This is a genomic window from Exiguobacterium sp. ZOR0005 (genome assembly GCF_000798975.1).
Taxonomy (GTDB): domain Bacteria; phylum Bacillota; class Bacilli; order Exiguobacteriales; family Exiguobacteriaceae; genus Exiguobacterium; species Exiguobacterium aurantiacum.
On record NZ_JTLB01000014.1, the window covers coordinates 21,322 to 38,795 of the forward strand.

General features: G+C 48.1%; 24 protein-coding genes. All 24 read right to left on the bottom strand.

The genetic code is table 11. The annotated features are described in order from the left end of the window. Positions 1-4 precede the first annotated feature (4 nt). Positions 5-367, bottom strand: a complete 363-nt coding sequence (rplR, locus tag L971_RS06310; RefSeq protein ID WP_024372192.1) for a 50S ribosomal protein L18 — start codon at positions 365-367, stop codon at positions 5-7. 34 nt (positions 368-401) lie between these two features. After that, entirely contained in the window at positions 402-941 is a 540-nt protein-coding gene (gene rplF, locus L971_RS06315) for a 50S ribosomal protein L6 (RefSeq protein ID WP_024372191.1), read from the bottom strand. 33 nt (positions 942-974) lie between these two features. Continuing rightward, positions 975-1,373, bottom strand: a complete 399-nt coding sequence (rpsH, locus tag L971_RS06320; protein ID WP_021066614.1) for a 30S ribosomal protein S8 — start codon at positions 1,371-1,373, stop codon at positions 975-977. A 31-nt stretch (positions 1,374-1,404) separates the two neighbouring features. Next, complete coding sequence (rpsN, locus tag L971_RS06325; RefSeq protein ID WP_024372190.1) at positions 1,405-1,674, bottom strand: 30S ribosomal protein S14; 270 nt, start codon at positions 1,672-1,674, stop codon at positions 1,405-1,407. Between the two features lie 20 nt (positions 1,675-1,694). Further along, positions 1,695-2,234, bottom strand: a complete 540-nt coding sequence (gene rplE / locus L971_RS06330) for a 50S ribosomal protein L5 (RefSeq protein WP_024372189.1) — start codon at positions 2,232-2,234, stop codon at positions 1,695-1,697. A 32-nt stretch (positions 2,235-2,266) separates the two neighbouring features. Further along, entirely contained in the window at positions 2,267-2,575 is a 309-nt protein-coding gene (gene rplX / locus L971_RS06335; protein ID WP_021066612.1) for a 50S ribosomal protein L24, read from the bottom strand. A gap of 36 nt (positions 2,576-2,611) precedes the next feature. After that, on the bottom strand, positions 2,612-2,980 hold the full coding sequence (gene rplN, locus L971_RS06340; RefSeq protein ID WP_012727667.1) for a 50S ribosomal protein L14: 369 nt from the start codon (positions 2,978-2,980) through the stop codon (positions 2,612-2,614). A gap of 43 nt (positions 2,981-3,023) precedes the next feature. Beyond that, complete coding sequence (gene rpsQ, locus L971_RS06345; protein WP_024372188.1) at positions 3,024-3,284, bottom strand: 30S ribosomal protein S17; 261 nt, start codon at positions 3,282-3,284, stop codon at positions 3,024-3,026. 33 nt (positions 3,285-3,317) lie between these two features. After that, positions 3,318-3,521 carry a 50S ribosomal protein L29 gene (gene rpmC, locus L971_RS06350; RefSeq protein ID WP_012727669.1) on the bottom strand — a complete coding sequence of 68 codons (204 nt, stop codon included), beginning with the start codon at positions 3,519-3,521 and terminating at the stop codon, positions 3,318-3,320. Continuing rightward, on the bottom strand, positions 3,508-3,945 hold the full coding sequence (rplP, locus tag L971_RS06355; RefSeq protein WP_047375005.1) for a 50S ribosomal protein L16: 438 nt from the start codon (positions 3,943-3,945) through the stop codon (positions 3,508-3,510). The genes rpmC and rplP overlap by 14 nt, the downstream gene beginning before the upstream one ends. Positions 3,946-3,977: 32 nt before the next feature. Beyond that, positions 3,978-4,637: a 30S ribosomal protein S3 gene (gene rpsC, locus L971_RS06360; protein ID WP_024372187.1), complete on the bottom strand. Its 660-nt coding sequence runs from the start codon at positions 4,635-4,637 to the stop codon at positions 3,978-3,980. Positions 4,638-4,650: 13 nt separating this feature from the next. After that, entirely contained in the window at positions 4,651-4,983 is a 333-nt protein-coding gene (rplV, locus tag L971_RS06365; RefSeq protein WP_024372186.1) for a 50S ribosomal protein L22, read from the bottom strand. Between the two features lie 20 nt (positions 4,984-5,003). Then, a complete protein-coding gene (gene rpsS, locus L971_RS06370; RefSeq protein ID WP_012727673.1) occupies positions 5,004-5,279 on the bottom strand; it encodes a 30S ribosomal protein S19 in 276 nt (91 codons plus the stop codon). Between the two features lie 66 nt (positions 5,280-5,345). Further along, positions 5,346-6,176: a 50S ribosomal protein L2 gene (gene rplB / locus L971_RS06375; RefSeq protein WP_024372185.1), complete on the bottom strand. Its 831-nt coding sequence runs from the start codon at positions 6,174-6,176 to the stop codon at positions 5,346-5,348. 34 nt (positions 6,177-6,210) lie between these two features. After that, entirely contained in the window at positions 6,211-6,492 is a 282-nt protein-coding gene (gene rplW / locus L971_RS06380) for a 50S ribosomal protein L23 (protein ID WP_024372184.1), read from the bottom strand. After that, positions 6,492-7,115: a 50S ribosomal protein L4 gene (gene rplD / locus L971_RS06385; RefSeq protein WP_024372183.1), complete on the bottom strand. Its 624-nt coding sequence runs from the start codon at positions 7,113-7,115 to the stop codon at positions 6,492-6,494. Before rplD ends, rplW begins: the two co-directional genes overlap by 1 nt. Positions 7,116-7,143: 28 nt before the next feature. Next, positions 7,144-7,770, bottom strand: a complete 627-nt coding sequence (gene rplC, locus L971_RS06390) for a 50S ribosomal protein L3 (protein WP_024372182.1) — start codon at positions 7,768-7,770, stop codon at positions 7,144-7,146. Between the two features lie 61 nt (positions 7,771-7,831). Continuing rightward, positions 7,832-8,140, bottom strand: coding sequence for a 30S ribosomal protein S10 (gene rpsJ, locus L971_RS06395; protein ID WP_016508894.1), 309 nt, complete (start codon positions 8,138-8,140; stop codon positions 7,832-7,834). A 378-nt stretch (positions 8,141-8,518) separates the two neighbouring features. Next, positions 8,519-9,028, bottom strand: a complete 510-nt coding sequence (locus tag L971_RS14815) for a hypothetical protein (protein ID WP_051638856.1) — start codon at positions 9,026-9,028, stop codon at positions 8,519-8,521. A 100-nt stretch (positions 9,029-9,128) separates the two neighbouring features. After that, positions 9,129-10,316 (bottom strand): elongation factor Tu, encoded by a 1,188-nt coding sequence (tuf, locus tag L971_RS06405; RefSeq protein WP_024372180.1) that lies wholly within the window; start codon positions 10,314-10,316, stop codon positions 9,129-9,131. 115 nt (positions 10,317-10,431) lie between these two features. After that, the gene (gene fusA, locus L971_RS06410; protein WP_024372179.1) at positions 10,432-12,510 is read right to left on the bottom strand and encodes an elongation factor G; all 2,079 of its coding nucleotides are present in this window, start codon (positions 12,508-12,510) and stop codon (positions 10,432-10,434) included. Between the two features lie 116 nt (positions 12,511-12,626). After that, entirely contained in the window at positions 12,627-13,094 is a 468-nt protein-coding gene (gene rpsG / locus L971_RS06415; protein WP_021066600.1) for a 30S ribosomal protein S7, read from the bottom strand. A 51-nt stretch (positions 13,095-13,145) separates the two neighbouring features. Continuing rightward, a complete protein-coding gene (rpsL, locus tag L971_RS06420) occupies positions 13,146-13,568 on the bottom strand; it encodes a 30S ribosomal protein S12 (RefSeq protein WP_012727683.1) in 423 nt (140 codons plus the stop codon). A 288-nt stretch (positions 13,569-13,856) separates the two neighbouring features. Beyond that, positions 13,857-17,456, bottom strand: a complete 3,600-nt coding sequence (rpoC, locus tag L971_RS06425) for a DNA-directed RNA polymerase subunit beta' (protein ID WP_024372178.1) — start codon at positions 17,454-17,456, stop codon at positions 13,857-13,859. Between the last annotated feature and the right edge of the window lie 18 nt (positions 17,457-17,474).

Genomic DNA, 17,474 nt, shown 5'->3' on the forward strand with positions numbered 1-17,474 from the left:
TTTATTAGAATTTAAGACCTGCTTCACGAGCTGCTTCAGCAACAGCTTTGACGCGGCCATGATAGAGGTATCCACCACGGTCGAACACAACAGTGTCGATACCTTTCTCGAGTGCACGTTCAGCAGCAAGTTTACCGACAGCTTTCGCTGCTTCAACGTTACCACCGTTTGTAAGATCGAGAGCTTTATCTTTCGAAGATGCTGACACAAGCGTTGTTTGTGACGCGTCATCGATGAGTTGTACGTAAATGTGTTTGCTTGAGCGGAATACGTTCAAACGTGGACGAGCTGCTGTCCCCGTGATCGTACGACGTACACGAGCATGACGCTTTTTACGAACTGCATTTTTATCTGCTTTTGTGATCATTTATGCCACTCCTTTCCGTTCATTTCGTGACGAATTACTTACCAGTCTTACCTTCTTTACGGCGAATACGTTCATCAGAGTAACGAACACCTTTACCTTTGTAAGGTTCTGGAGCACGGTACGAGCGGATTTGAGCAGCAACGTGACCGACGCGCTCTTTGTTAATCCCTTTTACGATGATTTGCGTGTTTGAAGGTACTTCGATCTCGATGCCTTCTTCAGCAACGTACTCGATTGGGTGCGAGTAGCCGAGGCTGAGGACGAGTTTGTTCCCTTGCTTAGCAGCACGGTAACCAACCCCTGAGATCTCAAGTGTTTTCTGGAATCCGTTAGACACACCTTCCACCATGTTGGCGATAAGGGCACGTGTCGTACCGTGGATCGTACGGTTCTCTTTCGAGTCATCCGGACGAACGACAGTCAATTCGTTCTCTTCAACTTTGATTTCCAATGCTGGGTTAGCTGAAAGCGAAAGTTCACCTTTAGCACCTTTTACTGTGACCGTGTTGTCTTCTGCAACTGTTACAGTAACGCCAGCTGGAATCGTAACTGGTTTTTTACCAATACGTGACATTGATTACACCTCCGTTCTTGTTAGAAAAGTGACTTACCAGATGTAGGCGAGCACTTCGCCGCCGACTTGTTGTTGGCGAGCTTCTTTATCAGTCATAAGACCTTTTGATGTCGAAAGAACTGCGATACCGAGTCCTCCGAGTACTTTTGGTACTTCATCTGCTTTTGCATATACACGAAGACCTGGTTTCGAAATACGTTTGAGACCAGTGATAACACGTTCGTTGCTTGCTCCATACTTAAGGAAAAGACGAAGTGTACCTTGTTTAGCGTCCTCGATATATTCAACATCGCGAATGAAACCTTCACGCTTGAGGATCTCTGCAACCTCACGTTTGATATTAGAAGCTGGAAGCTCCAATTTTTCATGGCGAACCATGTTAGCGTTACGGATACGTGTAAGCATATCTGCAATTGGGTCTGTCATTACCATGCGATGTACCTCCTTTCACACTGTTAGTGGATTACCAGCTTGCTTTTTTAACACCAGGGATTTGACCTTTGTATGCAAGATCACGGAACTTGATACGGCTGATCCCGAATTTACCCATGTAACCATGTGGACGACCTGTGATGCTGCAACGGTTGTGCAAGCGAACAGGTGACGAGTTACGTGGCAATTTGCTGAGTCCGATATAATCGCCTTCAGCTTTCAATTGTGCACGTTTCTCAGCGTACTGGGCAACGAGTTTCTCGCGTTTGATTTCGCGATTCACCATTGACTTTTTAGCCATGTTGTCGACCTCCCTTTAGATTATTTTTGGAATGGCATTCCGAGAAGTGTGAGCAATTCACGTGCTTCTTCGTCTGTGTTCGCTGTTGTAACAACAACGATATCCATACCACGTACTTTAGAGACTTTATCGTAATCGATCTCAGGGAAAATAAGTTGCTCTTTCACGCCAAGCGTGTAGTTACCGCGTCCGTCGAATGCTTTCTTCGATACACCGCGGAAGTCACGTACACGTGGAAGTGAAACAGTTACCAATTTGTCGAGGAAATCGTACATGCGCTCGCCACGAAGAGTTACTTTCGCACCGATTGGCATGCCTTCACGAAGTTTGAAACCAGCGATTGATTTCTTAGCCTTCGTTACGAGTGGTTTTTGACCAGAAAGAATTGATAATTCTTCCACTGCCATATCAAGTGCTTTCGAGTTCGAAACAGCGTCACCTACACCCATGTTGATGACGATCTTGTCGACCTTCGGTACTTGCATGACTGAGTCATAGTTGAATTTATCCATCATCGCTTTCACGATGTCGCTTTTATACTTCTCTTGCAAACGGTTCATAGTCGAATGGACCTCCTTTCGTCACGTTCTTCTTATTTATCGAGTACTTCGCCCGATTTCGCGACACGAACTTTTTTACCATCGACTACTTTGAAACCAACACGAGTTGGTTTGCCCGTTTTCGGGTCGAGTGGCATGACGTTCGAGACGTGAATTGGTGCTTCGATTTCAAGGATACCGCCTTGTGGATTCGCTTGTGATGGTTTCGAGTGTTTTTTAATCACGTTGATACCTTCTACGACTACGCGGTTCTTGCTTGGCATCGCTTTGAGGATAACCCCTTGCTTGCCTTTATCTTTACCAGACATTACCTGGACTGTATCGCCTTTTTTAACATGCATCGTTTGCGCACCTCCTTATAGGATTGAAATTGGAAATTAAAGTACTTCCGGTGCCAACGAAACGATCTTCATGAATTCTTTTTCACGAAGTTCACGTGCAACTGGCCCGAAGATCCGTGTGCCGCGTGGGCTCTTGTCATCTTTGATGATGACTGCTGCGTTCTCATCGAAACGGATGTACGAACCATCTTTACGACGAGCGCCGCGTTTTGTACGAACGACAACTGCTCTGACAACGTCACCTTTTTTAACAACGCCACCTGGTGTTGCTTGTTTTACCGTCGCGACGATGATGTCACCGATGTTGGCAGTCTTACGACCTGAACCACCGAGGACTTTAATTGTCAACAGTTCACGCGCGCCAGAGTTGTCTGCTACTTTCAAGCGAGATTCTTGTTGAATCATGCGAGTGTACCTCCCTCCGGATGTTTATAGATCCGAACTGTTATTAGATGATTACTGATTCTTCGATTACTGTTACGAGACGGAAACGTTTGTCTTTCGAAAGTGGACGTGTTTCCGCGATGCGTACGATATCGCCAACCTTAGCGACATTGTTCTCATCATGCGCTTTAAATTTGTTCGTGCTGTTCACACGTTTACCATAAAGCTTATGACGTACTTTTGTTTCAACTGCAACGACGATCGTTTTGTCCATTTTGTCAGACACGACGCGTCCAGTGAGCACTTTACGCTGATTGCGTTCCATGAGTGTTACCTCCTCTTCAAGAATCCGATTAGATTAGCCGTTGTTGATGCCGAGTTCGCGTTCACGAAGAATCGTTTTAGCACGCGCAATCGACTTGCGTACTTCACGGATACGAGCAGGATTCTCAAGCTGACCTGTAGCTAATTGGAAACGAAGGTTAAAGAGTTCTTCTTTCCACTCGCCTACTTTACCGTTGAGCTCTTCAGTTGTTGATTGACGGAGATCAGTTGCTTTCATTCGTATCACCACCATTTTCTTCACGTTTCACGAACTTACATTTGACTGGAAGTTTGTGCGATGCAAGACGAAGCGCCTCACGTGCCACTTCCTCAGATACACCTGCGATTTCGAACATTACTTTGCCAGGCTTAACTACAGCTACCCAGCCTTCTGGAGCACCTTTACCCGAACCCATTCGGACTTCGAGAGGCTTTTTCGTGTATGGCTTGTGTGGGAAGATCTTGATCCACACTTTACCACCACGTTTCATATAACGTGTCATTGCGATACGTGCTGATTCGATTTGACGGTTTGTGATCCAGCTCGCTTCGAGCGATTGGAGACCGAATTCACCGAAATGTACTGTTGTGCCGCGTTTTGCATTCCCGCGCATTTTACCACGGTGTACACGACGATATTTCACGCGTTTAGGTAACAACATAGTGTGTTGCCTCCTTCCTGAAAGAGTGTTTATTATTCAGCGTTTTTCGCTGTGTTGTTTTTAGTTGGAAGAACTTCACCATGGTACAACCAGACTTTAATTCCGATCTTACCATAAGTTGTGTCTGCTTCAGCTGTTCCGTAGTCGATGTCGGCACGGAGTGTGTGAAGTGGAACTGTTCCTTCCGAGTACTTCTCTGAACGAGCGATATCAGCGCCACCAAGACGACCAGAAACTTCTGTTTTGATCCCTTTGATGCCTGTACGCATCGAACGTTGGATTGATTGCTTCATTGCACGACGGAAAGATACGCGACCTTCCAATTGACGAGCGATGTTTTCAGCAACGAGTTTTGCAACAGCGTCCGCGTTTTTCACTTCAACAACGTTGATGTGAACACGTTTGCCTTCTGCAAGTTTCGTGATGTTTTTACGGAGTGACTCGATTTCCGAACCACCTTTACCGATAACCATACCTGGCTTCGCAGTGTGAAGCGAAATGTTCACGCGATTTGCAGCGCGCTCGATTTCTACTTTAGAAACACTAGCATCCTTCATTTTGTTTTCGATGTATTCACGAATAACGAAGTCTTCATGAAGGAGATCTGCGTAGTCTTTCTCAGCGTACCAACGCGAATCCCAGTCTTTGATAATACCAACGCGAAGACCGTGCGGATTTACCTTTTGACCCACTACATATCCCTCCTTATTTTTCAGTTACCACGATGTGGATGTGGCTTGTGCGTTTGTTAATACGGCTTGCGCGACCCATCGCACGTGGGCGGAAGCGTTTGAGTGTTGGACCTTCGTTGACAAAAGCTTCTGTGACAACAAGGTTCTCAATGTTCATATCGTAGTTGTGCTCTGCGTTTGCAATCGCCGACTTCAATACTTTTTCAACGACTGGCGACGCTGCCTTGTTCGTGTGAGCAAGGACAGAGAGCGCTTCGCCGACTTGTTTCCCGCGAATTAAGTCTACAACGAGACGTGCTTTGCGAGGAGCAAGACGGACCATATTAGCTGATGCTTTAGCTTGCATGGATTTGACCTCCCCTCAAATTACCGTTTCGTTTTCTTGTCTGATCCGTGACCTTTGTACGTGCGTGTTGGAGCGAACTCACCAAGTTTGTGACCAACCATGTCTTCTGTCACGAATACTGGTACGTGTTTACGACCATCGTGTACACCGAACGTGTGACCCATGAATTCTGGGAAGATCGTCGAGCGACGTGACCAAGTTTTAATAACTTGCTTTTCACCAGATTCGTTGAGTTTGTCAACTTTAGCGAGCAAATGGTGATCTGCGAATGGACCTTTTTTCAAGCTGCGACCCATGATAGAACCTCCCTTTGGAATGATTCGGGAACGGCTCTTTCGAACCGCCCGAGAATCATGTAGTGATTATTTCTTACGGCGACGAAGGATGTACATGTCGCTCGATTTGTTTTTCTTACGTGTTTTAAGACCAAGAGCTGGTTTACCCCAAGGAGTAAGTGGGCCCGAACGACCGATTGGCGCACGACCTTCACCACCACCGTGTGGGTGATCAACCGGGTTCATTACAGAACCACGTACTGTTGGGCGTTTGCCTAACCAACGTGAACGTCCTGCTTTACCGATGTTTACGAGTTCGTGTTCTTCGTTACCAACTGAACCGATTGTCGCGCGGCAAGTGCCGAGGAACAAGCGTGATTCACCTGACTGAAGACGAACGATGACGTACTTGCCGTCACGTCCTTGGATTTGTGCCGATGCACCAGCCGCACGAACAAGCTGACCGCCTTTACCAGGCTTAAGCTCGATGTTGTGGATAGTAGTACCGACAGGGATGTTTGCGAGTGGCAACGCGTTCCCTACTTTGATATCCGCTTCTGGGCCAGCCATGATTTCCATGCCTACTTTGATCCCTTTAGGAGCGAGGATGTAACGTTTCTCACCATCTGCATAGTTGATGAGGGCGATGTTCGCTGAACGGTTTGGATCGTACTCGATCGTTGCTACGCGTCCGACGATGCCATCTTTGTTACGTTTGAAATCGATGATACGGTATTTACGTTTGTGTCCGCCACCTTGGTGACGTACAGTCAAACGACCTTGGTTGTTACGTCCGCCTTTTTTCGAAAGCTTTTCAGTTAACGATTTTTCAGGGCGATTCGTAGTGATCTCTGCAAAGTCGAGAGATGTCATATTACGGCGACCGTTAGTGGTCGGCTTAAACTTTTTAATTGCCATCGAGGATTCCCTCCTTTTCTTGTAAAGTAATCAATTAACCGAGGAAGTCGATTGTGTTGCCTTCAGCAAGAGTTACGATCGCTTTCTTACGACGCGATGTGTAACCAGAGTGACGACCGACACGTTTCGCTTTCGGTTTCATGTTCATTGTGTTTACCGAAGCAACTTTCACGTTGAAGATTGTTTCGATAGCGTGTTTCACTTGCGATTTAGTCGCTTTAACTTCGATCTCGAAAACGTATTTGTTAGCTTCCATGAGGCTAACTGAACGTTCAGTGATGATCGGGCGTTTGATGATATCGTATGCTTGAGCCATTATGCAAGCACCTCCTCTACCTTCGCAACCGCATCTTTAGTGAAGATGACTTTGTCGTTAGCAACGAGGTCAAGAACGTTCACGCCTGCTGCTTCGATCACAGTCACTCCTGGGATGTTACGAGCTGCGAGAGCGATAGTCTCATTGTAGTCCGCTGTGACTACAAGAGCCTTACGTTCTACTGAAAGGCTGTTAAGTACAGCAGCCATATCTTTTGTTTTTGGTGCATCGAAAGCAAGGCCTTCGAGGACGATCATTTCGTTGTTTTGTACTTTCGTCGACAAAGCCGAGAGAAGTGCAAGACGACGAACTTTCTTAGGAAGCTTGTAAGAGTATGAACGTGGAGTTGGACCGAAGACTGTTCCACCACCAACCCATTGTGGTGAGCGGATCGAACCTTGGCGCGCACGACCAGTTCCCTTTTGTTTCCATGGTTTACGGCCGCCACCGCGTACTTCCGAGCGACCTTTCGTATCGTGAGTACCTTGACGGCGTGATGCTTGTTGCATGACGATCGCGTCATAAAGTACTGATTCGTTTGGCTCGATACCGAAGATGGCTTCTGCCAATTCGATTTCGCCAACTTGTGAACCTGTTTGGTTAAGCAAAGCTACTTTAGGCATTCGTAATTCCTCCTTTCCGTGCAGTTAATTAGTTACCTTTTACCGCTGTTTTGATGATGACGTTCGACTTGCGAGCGCCTGGGATTGCGCCTTTAACGAGTACAAGGCCACGTTCCACGTCAACTTTAACAACTTCAAGGTTTTGAATCGTTTTACGCTCTCCGCCCATTTGACCAGGAAGAAGTTTCCCTTTGAATACGCGGTTAGGAGCTACAGGACCCATCGAACCAGGACGACGGTGGTAGCGCGAACCGTGAGCCATTGGTCCACGTGATTGTCCGTGACGCTTGATCGCACCTTGGAATCCTTTACCTTTTGAAGTACCTGTAACGTCTACTAATTCACCTGCAGCGAAAATGTCCGCCTTGATCTCTTGACCGATTTCGTATCCTTCTACTGAAGTACGAATCTCTTTGATGAAGCGCTTAGGTGTCGCGTTTGCTTTCGCAGCGTGACCTTTTGCCGGTTTGTTTTGACGTGATTCTTTCACGTCGCTGAAACCGAGTTGAACTGCTTCGTAACCGTCTGTTTCAACTGTTTTAAGTTGAAGCACGACGTTTCCTTCGACAGCAACTACTGTTACTGGTACGACTTCGCCTGCTTCGTTGAAGATTTGAGTCATACCGAGTTTTGTTCCTAAGATTCCTTTAGCCATGAGATACACCTCCTGTTTAATAATTATTGTCTCTTCTGGCTAGTATCTACTATATGAAGAATTAAAGTTTGATTTCGATGTCAACACCTGATGGTAATTCGAGGCGCATAAGCGCATCAACCGTTTTTGGTGTTGGGTTGACGATGTCGATCAAGCGTTTGTGTGTACGCATCTCGAACTGCTCACGAGCATCTTTGTACTTGTGAACCGCACGAAGGATCGTGTAGATCGATTTGTCAGTTGGAAGCGGGATTGGTCCCGAAACCTTTGCACCTGAACGCTTCGCAGTTTCAACGATTTTCTCAGCTGATTGATCGAGAACGCGATGGTCGTATGCTTTTAAACGAATACGGATTTTTTCATTTGCCATGTAAGTTTCCCTCCTTTGTCGCCTATTTTAAAAATAGACAGTTCTCCGCGGAAATTTCCACACCGGCCATGGCAAAGCTGCCTGGCGTGTCATAACCTCCCGCTTCATCGCAGCGTGCTTGTGTCAGCAGAGGCATCCGATCATTGCAAATCAACGATTGGACCCGTTTTCTGCTGTAAAGTCTCTCACCACTCGCACAAACACTTAATCATTATATCGAATCTGCAAATGAATTGCAAGATTTGATTTTCTTGAACGCGCCGGATGTCTGATGAGTTATTCAACGTTCACTAATGTAACAAGATTCCTGACCTTTTGCAAGCTATTTTCCTTCTTTTGTTGAACTATTTTCGAACCGAACCCTCGTGCCAACTCCGCCTAGCGTTTCATCAGGTCACGGAAGCGCGTCATCACACTCTCAACAACTGAGGCTGGCGCCCGTTTCAAGCACGTTTGGAGCACCGTTTCGTCTAACTCGGCTGTCTGGAAGTAGTCATGCAGTAAATCCACTTTTTCTTTTCGTCCCATCACGCTATAAAGGACGACCCACTCTTCTAGTCGCATCCATCCGGCTCTCGGTTCAATGAAAGGATGCGTATAAATCCCGTCGGTGCACTTCATTCGAAAGCTTGCCATCACATCGATCTCCACGCCTTCGAACACATACTCTCCAAAATAAGTCGTCATATAATCCGGATCCGGTTTTGTGTCAAGCTTCTCCCCGACACGGCTCAGCACGTTGTCCAATCGTTCAAATTGATCTGGTTCAACAAAGACGTCCAAGTCGTTCGCCGTTTCGACTAGCCCGTACTGTTGGAGCAAAGTAGAACCTCCGATCCGACATGCGATTCCGTTCAATCGACAGAGCGCTTCGAGTTTCGCGATCATCGCCTTCACTCCTTCCTTCTGCAATATGTCCCATTTTAACACGATGTATAACGCAAATAAAAAAAGCAGTCCGCATAAAGCGGACTGCTTACGTCACCGATTACTCGATGATTTCTGTTACAGAACCAGCACCTACAGTACGGCCACCCTCACGGATTGAGAAACGTGTTCCGTCTTCGATCGCGATTGTAGAAATCAATTCGATCGTCAACTCGATGTTGTCTCCTGGCATTACCATTTCAGTACCTTCTGGAAGGTGAACGATACCTGTTACGTCAGTTGTACGGAAGTAGAACTGCGGACGGTAGTTCGCGAAGAATGGCGTGTGACGGCCACCCTCTTCTTTAGAAAGAACGTAGATTGAAGCTTTGAATTTAGAGTGCGGTGTGATTGTACCTGGCTTAGCAAGTACTTGTCCACGCTCGATGTCTTCACGTGATACACCACGGAGAAGAGCACCGATGTTGTCGCCAGCTTCAGCGTAGTCGAGAAGCTTACGGAACATCTCTACACCAGTACATACAGTTTTCTTAGTTTCTTCTGTAAGACCAACGATTTCAACTTCGTCGTTGACGCGGAGAACACCACGCTCAACACGACCAGTCGCTACAGTACCGCGACCAGTGATTGAGAATACGTCCTCAACTGGCATCATGAAGTCTTTGTCCGTGTCACGAACTGGCTCAGGGATGTACTCATCAACAGCGTTCATGAGTTCCATGATTTTTTCTTCCCACTGAGCTTCGCCGTTAAGCGCGCCAAGTGCTGAACCTTTGATTACTGGAAGGTCGTCGCCTGGGAAGTCGTACTCAGAAAGAAGTTCACGGATTTCCATCTCAACGAGCTCGAGGAGTTCTTCGTCGTCGACCATGTCAACTTTGTTCATGAATACGACGATGAAAGGAACACCTACTTGACGTGAAAGAAGGATGTGCTCACGTGTTTGTGGCATTGGGCCATCAGTTGCAGAAACAACGAGGATCGCGCCGTCCATTTGTGCAGCACCAGTGATCATGTTTTTAACATAGTCAGCGTGACCTGGGCAGTCAACGTGTGCATAGTGGCGTTTCTCAGTTTCGTACTCGATGTGAGCAGTTGCGATTGTGATACCGCGCTCACGCTCTTCAGGAGCACCATCGATTTGGTCAAACTTTGTAGCTGCTTTACCTTGTGCTTTTGAAAGTACAGCTGAGATCGCTGCAGTCAAAGTTGTTTTACCGTGGTCGACGTGGCCGATAGTACCAACGTTAACGTGCGGTTTAGAACGGTCGAATTTTTCTTTACCCATTCTAGATTCCTCCTCTATTAGACAATTAGTTTTTTATTTAACTAGGAAGACGTAGGCTACTTTTAACATACGTCCTCCTTAGCTTACAACAATCAATTCAGCGTTACAACCGTTATTAGCCGTTCGCTTTTTTGATGATTTCTTCAGCAATTGACTTCGGTACTTCTTCGTAGTGGTCGAAGTGCATCGAGTACGTTCCACGTCCTTGTGTACGTGAACGGAGTGACGTTGCATATCCGAACATTTCCGAAAGTGGAACCATCGCTTTAACGACTTGCGCGTTACCGCGTGCTTCCATACCTTCTACGCGTCCACGGCGTGACGTGACGTCACCCATGATGTCTCCCAAGTATTCTTCTGGGATAACGACTTCAACACGCATCATTGGCTCAAGAATAACAGCTTTCGCTTGTTCCTTAAGTTGTTTAACCGCCATCGAAGCAGCAACTTTAAACGCCATCTCGTTCGAGTCGACATCGTGGTACGATCCGAAGACGAGGGCAGCTTTAACGTCAACTACTGGGTAACCAGCGAGGATACCGTTTTCGAGTGCTTCTTCAATCCCGTTTTGAACAGCTGGGACGTATTCACGTGGTACGACACCACCGACGATCTTGTTCTCGAATGCGAATCCAGCGCCTTCTTCGTTCGGCTCGAATTCTACGACAACGTGACCGTACTGACCGCGTCCACCTGATTGACGTACGAATTTCGAATCGATCTTCGCAGCGCCCCGGATTGTCTCACGGTAAGCAACTTGTGGTGCACCGACGTTTGCTTCTACTTTGAACTCGCGACGCATACGGTCAACGAGGATATCAAGGTGAAGCTCACCCATACCAGAGATGATCGTTTGACCAGTCTCTTGGTTTGTTTCAGTGCGGAAAGTTGGATCCTCTTCTGCGAGTTTCGCGAGGGCTTGACCCATCTTGTCTTGGTCTGCTTTCGATTTAGGCTCGATTGCGACCGAGATAACCGGTTCTGGGAATGTCATTGACTCGAGAACGACGTTGTCTTTCTCTGAGCAAAGCGTATCACCAGTCGTTGTATCTTTAAGACCAACGGCAGCGGCGATGTCACCAGCGTATACCATTGGGATCTCTTCACGGCTGTTCGCGTGCATTTGAAGGATACGACCGAGGCGCTCACGCTTACCTTTAGTCGAGTTCTTCACATACGAACCAGCAGATGCTGTACCAGAGTACACACGGAAGAATGTCAATTTACCGACGTAAGGGTCAGTCATGACTTTGAACGCGAGTGCCGAGAACGGTGCGTCGTCCGAAGGTTCACGCGTGATTTCTTCTTCTGTGTCGAGGTTAACACCTTTGATTGACTCAACGTCAACTGGTGACGGGAGGTAATCAACAACAGCGTCCAACATCAATTGAACACCTTTGTTTTTGAAGGCCGAACCGACGAGTACAGGGTAGAATTCTACGCTGAGCGTTGCTTTACGAATACCAGCTTTGAGTTCTTCGATTGAGATCTCTTCGCCTTCGAGGTATTTCATCATCAACTCTTCGTTGTAGTCCGCGACCGCTTCGATCAATTGACCGCGAAGTTCTTCAGCTTCATCAGCCATGTCAGCTGGGAAGCCATCGATTACTTCGATGTCAGTACCGAGGTCGTTCGAGTACATGTACGTCTTCATTTCGACGAGGTCGACGATTCCTTTGAATTCGTCTTCCGCACCGATTGGAAGTTGGATTGGGTGTGCATTTGCGTGCAAACGCTCGTGAAGTGTTTTTACCGAGTACAAGAAGTCCGCACCGATCTTATCCATCTTGTTGACGAATACGACACGTGGAACACCGTAAGTCGTCGCTTGACGCCATACAGTTTCTGTTTGTGGTTCAACACCTGACTGAGCGTCAAGTACTGCAACTGCGCCATCGAGTACACGGAGTGAACGTTCAACTTCAACTGTGAAGTCTACGTGTCCAGGTGTATCGATGATGTTAACACGGTGGCCATTCCACTGTGCAGTCGTCGCAGCAGAAGTGATCGTGATTCCACGCTCTTGCTCCTGCTCCATCCAGTCCATTTGTGAAGCTCCTTCATGAGTTTCACCAATTTTATGGATACGACCTGTGTAATAAAGAATACGTTCAGTCGTTGTCGTTTTACCGGCATCGATGTGAGCCATGATCCCGATGTTACGAGTATTCTTTAGGGAGAATTCTCTTGCCATACTGGGTATTCTCCTTCCGCATGTGTTTTTCGTGTGCTGGCACACGATATGATTATACCCGAAAGCCACTCCATTAAGCCACCGCTTGGTGACGTGGAGTGGTCTTTACGTTTAAATTACCAACGATAGTGAGCAAACGCTTTGTTCGCTTCTGCCATCTTATGCATGTCTTCGCGTTTCTTAACTGAAGCACCAGTGTTATTGGCTGCATCCATGATTTCATTCGCGATACGTTGCTCCATCGTCTTCTCGTTGCGGAGACGAGCGTAGTTCACGAGGTAACGAAGACCAAGTGTCGTACGGCGCTCTGGACGAACTTCAACAGGAACTTGGTAGTTTGCTCCACCAACACGGCGAGCTTTAACTTCAAGTACAGGCATGATGTTGTTCATTGCTTCTTCGAACACTTCCATAGGCTCTTTGCCTGAGCGTTCAGCGATGAGACCAAATGCGTTGTAAATGATAGTTTGAGCTGTACCTTTTTTACCGTCTAACATGACACGGTTAATGAGGCGAGTTACCAATTTCGAGTTGTAGATCGGATCTGCGATAACGTCACGACGTTCTGCACGGTTTTTACGCATCCGAGTACCCTCCTTTCAAAATTTCAGTAGTTGTAGTTTAGTTGGCGAGAATTACTTCTTCGCAGCTTTCGGACGTTTCGTACCGTATTTCGAACGGCCTTGCATACGTCCGTCAACACCTGCAGTGTCAAGCGCACCACGAACGATGTGGTAACGTACCCCTGGTAAGTCTTTTACACGTCCTCCACGGATAAGAACAACGCTGTGCTCTTGAAGGTTGTGGCCAATACCTGGGATGTACGCAGTCACTTCGATTTGGTTAGTCAAACGAACACGAGCATACTTACGTAACGCCGAGTTCGGTTTCTTCGGAGTCATTGTACCAACACGTGTACAAACACCACGTTTTTGTGGTGAGCTCACGTTTGTTTGTGACTTGATGAAACTGTTGTAACCTTTGTTAAGTGCTGGAGAGTCAGATTTGACGACTTTCGATTTACGTCCTTTACGGACTAACTGGTTGATAGTAGGCATCTTTGAAGATCCTCCCTTCCTGAATTGTGCTATTTTCTAGACCCACCGACCCGGGTGGTTCATTTAAGGTCATAACGAAACGCTTTTACGAGGCGTAGGCATTCCATGACCTCGCAAAAACGTGAGTTATACCTTGAAAGTGGCAAAGATAGCAGCCAAATCTTTCTGTAGGAAAGATCGGGTGACGTCCAAGTAGCTTGCCGACTGCTGGACACCGTTGTCTACGACAACAACCGATTGGCGGCACTAAATCATAGTAGCACCGCCAACCAATGCTGTCAAGACGTTTTATTCTACTGTCGTGTCTTCGAGAGCGACTTCTGCCGCGTCCTCTTTAAGTTGAACATCGCGGTAAACCGGCATCCCTGTACCAGCAGGAACGAGCTTACCGATGATGACGTTCTCCTTGAGGCCGAGGAGATAGTCACGCTTGCCTTTGATGGCAGCGTCTGTCAACACGCGAGTCGTTTCTTGGAACGAAGCGGCCGAGAGGAACGAATCTGTCTCAAGCGACGCTTTCGTGATTCCGAGAAGGACCGGTTTGGCCGTCGCCGGGCTCTTGCCTTCGCGGAGTGCAACTTTACATGCTTCCTTGAAGACGCTGATGTCGACGAGCGAACCTGGGAGAAGCGGCGTGTCACCCGACTCGATGACTTTGACGCGGCGAAGCATTTGGCGAACCATGACTTCGACGTGTTTGTCGCCGATTTCTACCCCTTGCATCCGGTATACTTTTTGAACTTCTTGGAGAAGATAGTTCTGGACACCAGATACACCACGGACGGTGAGCAATTCTTTCGGATCGATCGAACCTTCCGTGAAGACTTCCCCAGCTTCGACCGTATCACCGATTTGGACACGGAGACGTGCTCCGAACGGAATCGTGTACGTACGTGTCTCGCTGAGTCCTTCGACTGTGAGTTCACGCTTGTCGCGTGACTCTGTGAAGTCGATGACCGTACCCGGAATTTCCGAGATGACCGCTTGCCCTTTCGGGTTACGGGCCTCGAATACTTCTTGGATACGCGGAAGACCTTGTGTGATATCATCTCCGGCTACCCCACCTGTGTGGAAGGTACGCATCGTAAGCTGCGTTCCTGGCTCACCGATCGATTGCGCGGCGATGATTCCGACTGCTTCCCCAACTTCAACGTTCGAACCGGTCGCCAAGTTGCGTCCGTAACACTTCTTACATACGCCGTGTGACGTGTTACATGTAAAGGCAGTACGGATTTCAACTCGTTCGATGCCGGCATCGACGATTTCGCGGGCAAGATCTTCGGTGATGAGTTGGTTCTTCTCGACCATGACTTCTCCCGTTTCCGGATGTGCCACTGTCTCGAACGCTGTACGGCCGACGAGGCGGTCATACAAGTTTTCGATTTCTTCCGTGCCTTCGCGGAGGGCGGCGACGCGAATCCCGCGGTCCGTTCCACAATCTTCTTCACGGATGATGACATCTTGGGCAACGTCGACGAGACGACGCGTCAAGTAACCTGAGTCAGCCGTCTTAAGGGCTGTATCGGCAAGACCTTTACGCGCACCGTGCGTCGAGATGAAGTACTCTTGAACCGTCAGACCTTCACGGAACGACGATTTGATCGGAAGTTCGATGATGCGGCCAGATGGAGCGGCCATCAAACCACGCATCCCTGCGAGCTGCGTGAAGTTGGACGCGTTACCACGGGCACCTGAGTCTGACATCATGAAGATCGGGTTCAAGCGGTTGAGGGATTTCATCAATCGTGACTGAATCTCATCTTTCGCTTCGTTCCACGACCGGACGACACGCTCATAGCGCTCATCTTCAGTGATGAGACCACGGCGGAACGATTTCATGATTTGGTCGACTTGAGTTTGCGCTTCATCAAGGATTTCTTGTTTATCCGGAAGAACGATGATATCTGAGATACCGACCGTCACACCCGCTTTAGTCGAGTGTTTGAATCCGAGATCTTTCATCCGGTCAAGCATGCGGCTCGTTTCAGTCGTTTCAAACTTCTGGAACACTTCCGCGATGACTTTTCCAAGGAATCCTTTTTTGAACGGCTCGACGAGTGGACGAGCGGCGATTTCTTCCGCAACGTTCGCTCCTTTGTCGATGAAATACTTGTCAGGCGTTGCTTCCTGTAAGTTTTCCATCGTCGGCTCGTTCAAGTATGGGAACGTGTTCGGCAAGATCTCGTTGAAGATCATCTTACCGACCGTTGTGATCAACAATTTCTCATTTTGTTCGTCAGTGAACGTCGGGTTGTTGAGCGTACGCGCCGGAACCGCCACACGCGAGTGCAAGTGGACGTAACCGTTTTGATACGCGATGAGCGCTTCATTGACGTTCGACATGATTTTCCCTTGACCGATGGCATCGTCGCGTTCAAGCGAGATGTAGTAGTTACCGAGGACCATATCCTGCGATGGTGTAACGACCGGTTTTCCATCTTTCGGGTTCAAAATGTTTTGGGCTGCGAGCATGAGAAGACGTGCTTCTGCTTGCGCTTCAGCTGAAAGTGGGACGTGGACCGCCATTTGGTCACCATCGAAGTCGGCGTTATAAGCCGTACAAACGAGTGGGTGTAGACGAATCGCACGGCCCTCGACGAGGATCGGTTCGAACGCTTGAATCCCGAGACGGTGAAGTGTCGGGGCACGGTTCAAGAGAACCGGGTGCTCACGGATGACCTCTTCGAGGACGCCCCAGATTTCTGGTTGCATCTTCTCAATTTTGCGTTTGGCGTTCTTGATGTTCGACGCGATGCCGCGACCGACGAGTTCTTTCATCACGAACGGTTTGAAGAGTTCAAGCGCCATCTCTTTCGGGAGGCCACATTGGAACATCTTCAAGTTTGGTCCAACGACGATAACCGAACGTCCTGAATAGTCGACCCGCTTACCGAGAAGGTTTTGACGGAAACGACCTTGTTTCCCTTTCAACATATGTGAAAGCGACTTAAGTGGACGGTTACCTGGACCGGTTACCGGACGACCACGACGACCGTTGTCGATGAGGGCGTCAACCGCTTCTTGAAGCATACGCTTCTCGTTTTGCACGATGATGTTCGGCGCGCCGAGGTCGAGCAAACGTTTGAGACGGTTGTTACGGTTGATGACTCGACGATATAAATCGTTCAAGTCAGATGTTGCGAAGCGTCCACCGTCGAGCTGCACCATCGGGCGAAGCTCTGGCGGAATGACAGGAAGCACTTCGAGGATCATCCAATCTGGATCATTCCCCGATGTGAAGAACGCATCGAGCACTTCAAGGCGTTTGATCGCACGTGTACGACGTTGACCTTGAACCGTCTTCAATTCTTCGCGAAGTTCTCCGACTTCCTTCTCGAGTTGTACGTCTTGAAGGAGTGTCCGAATCGCTTCCGCACCCATGTCTGCTTTGAAGTCGCTACCGTATTTCTCACGGTAGAGACGGAACTCTTTTTCCGAGAGGAGTTGCTTCTTCTCGAGCGGTGTGTCACCTGGCTCGGTCACGACGTACGACGCGAAGTAAATCACTTCTTCGAGCGCACGTGGTGACATATCGAGCACAAGCCCCATCCGGCTTGGAATCCCTTTAAAGTACCAGATATGCGAAACTGGTGCCGCGAGCTCGATATGGCCCATACGCTCGCGACGCACTTTCGCTTTCGTCACTTCAACGCCACAGCGGTCACAAATGACTCCTTTATAACGGATTCGTTTGTATTTCCCACAGTAACATTCCCAGTCTTTCGTCGGACCGAAGATTCGTTCACAGAACAATCCGTCCTTCTCTGGTTTAAGTGTACGATAGTTGATTGTTTCCGGCTTTTTGACTTCCCCGTAAGACCACGAACGGATCTTTTCCGGTGAAGCCAAGCCGATTTTCATATATTCAAATCGATTAACATCTACCAAGGGGCCGACCTCCCTTTT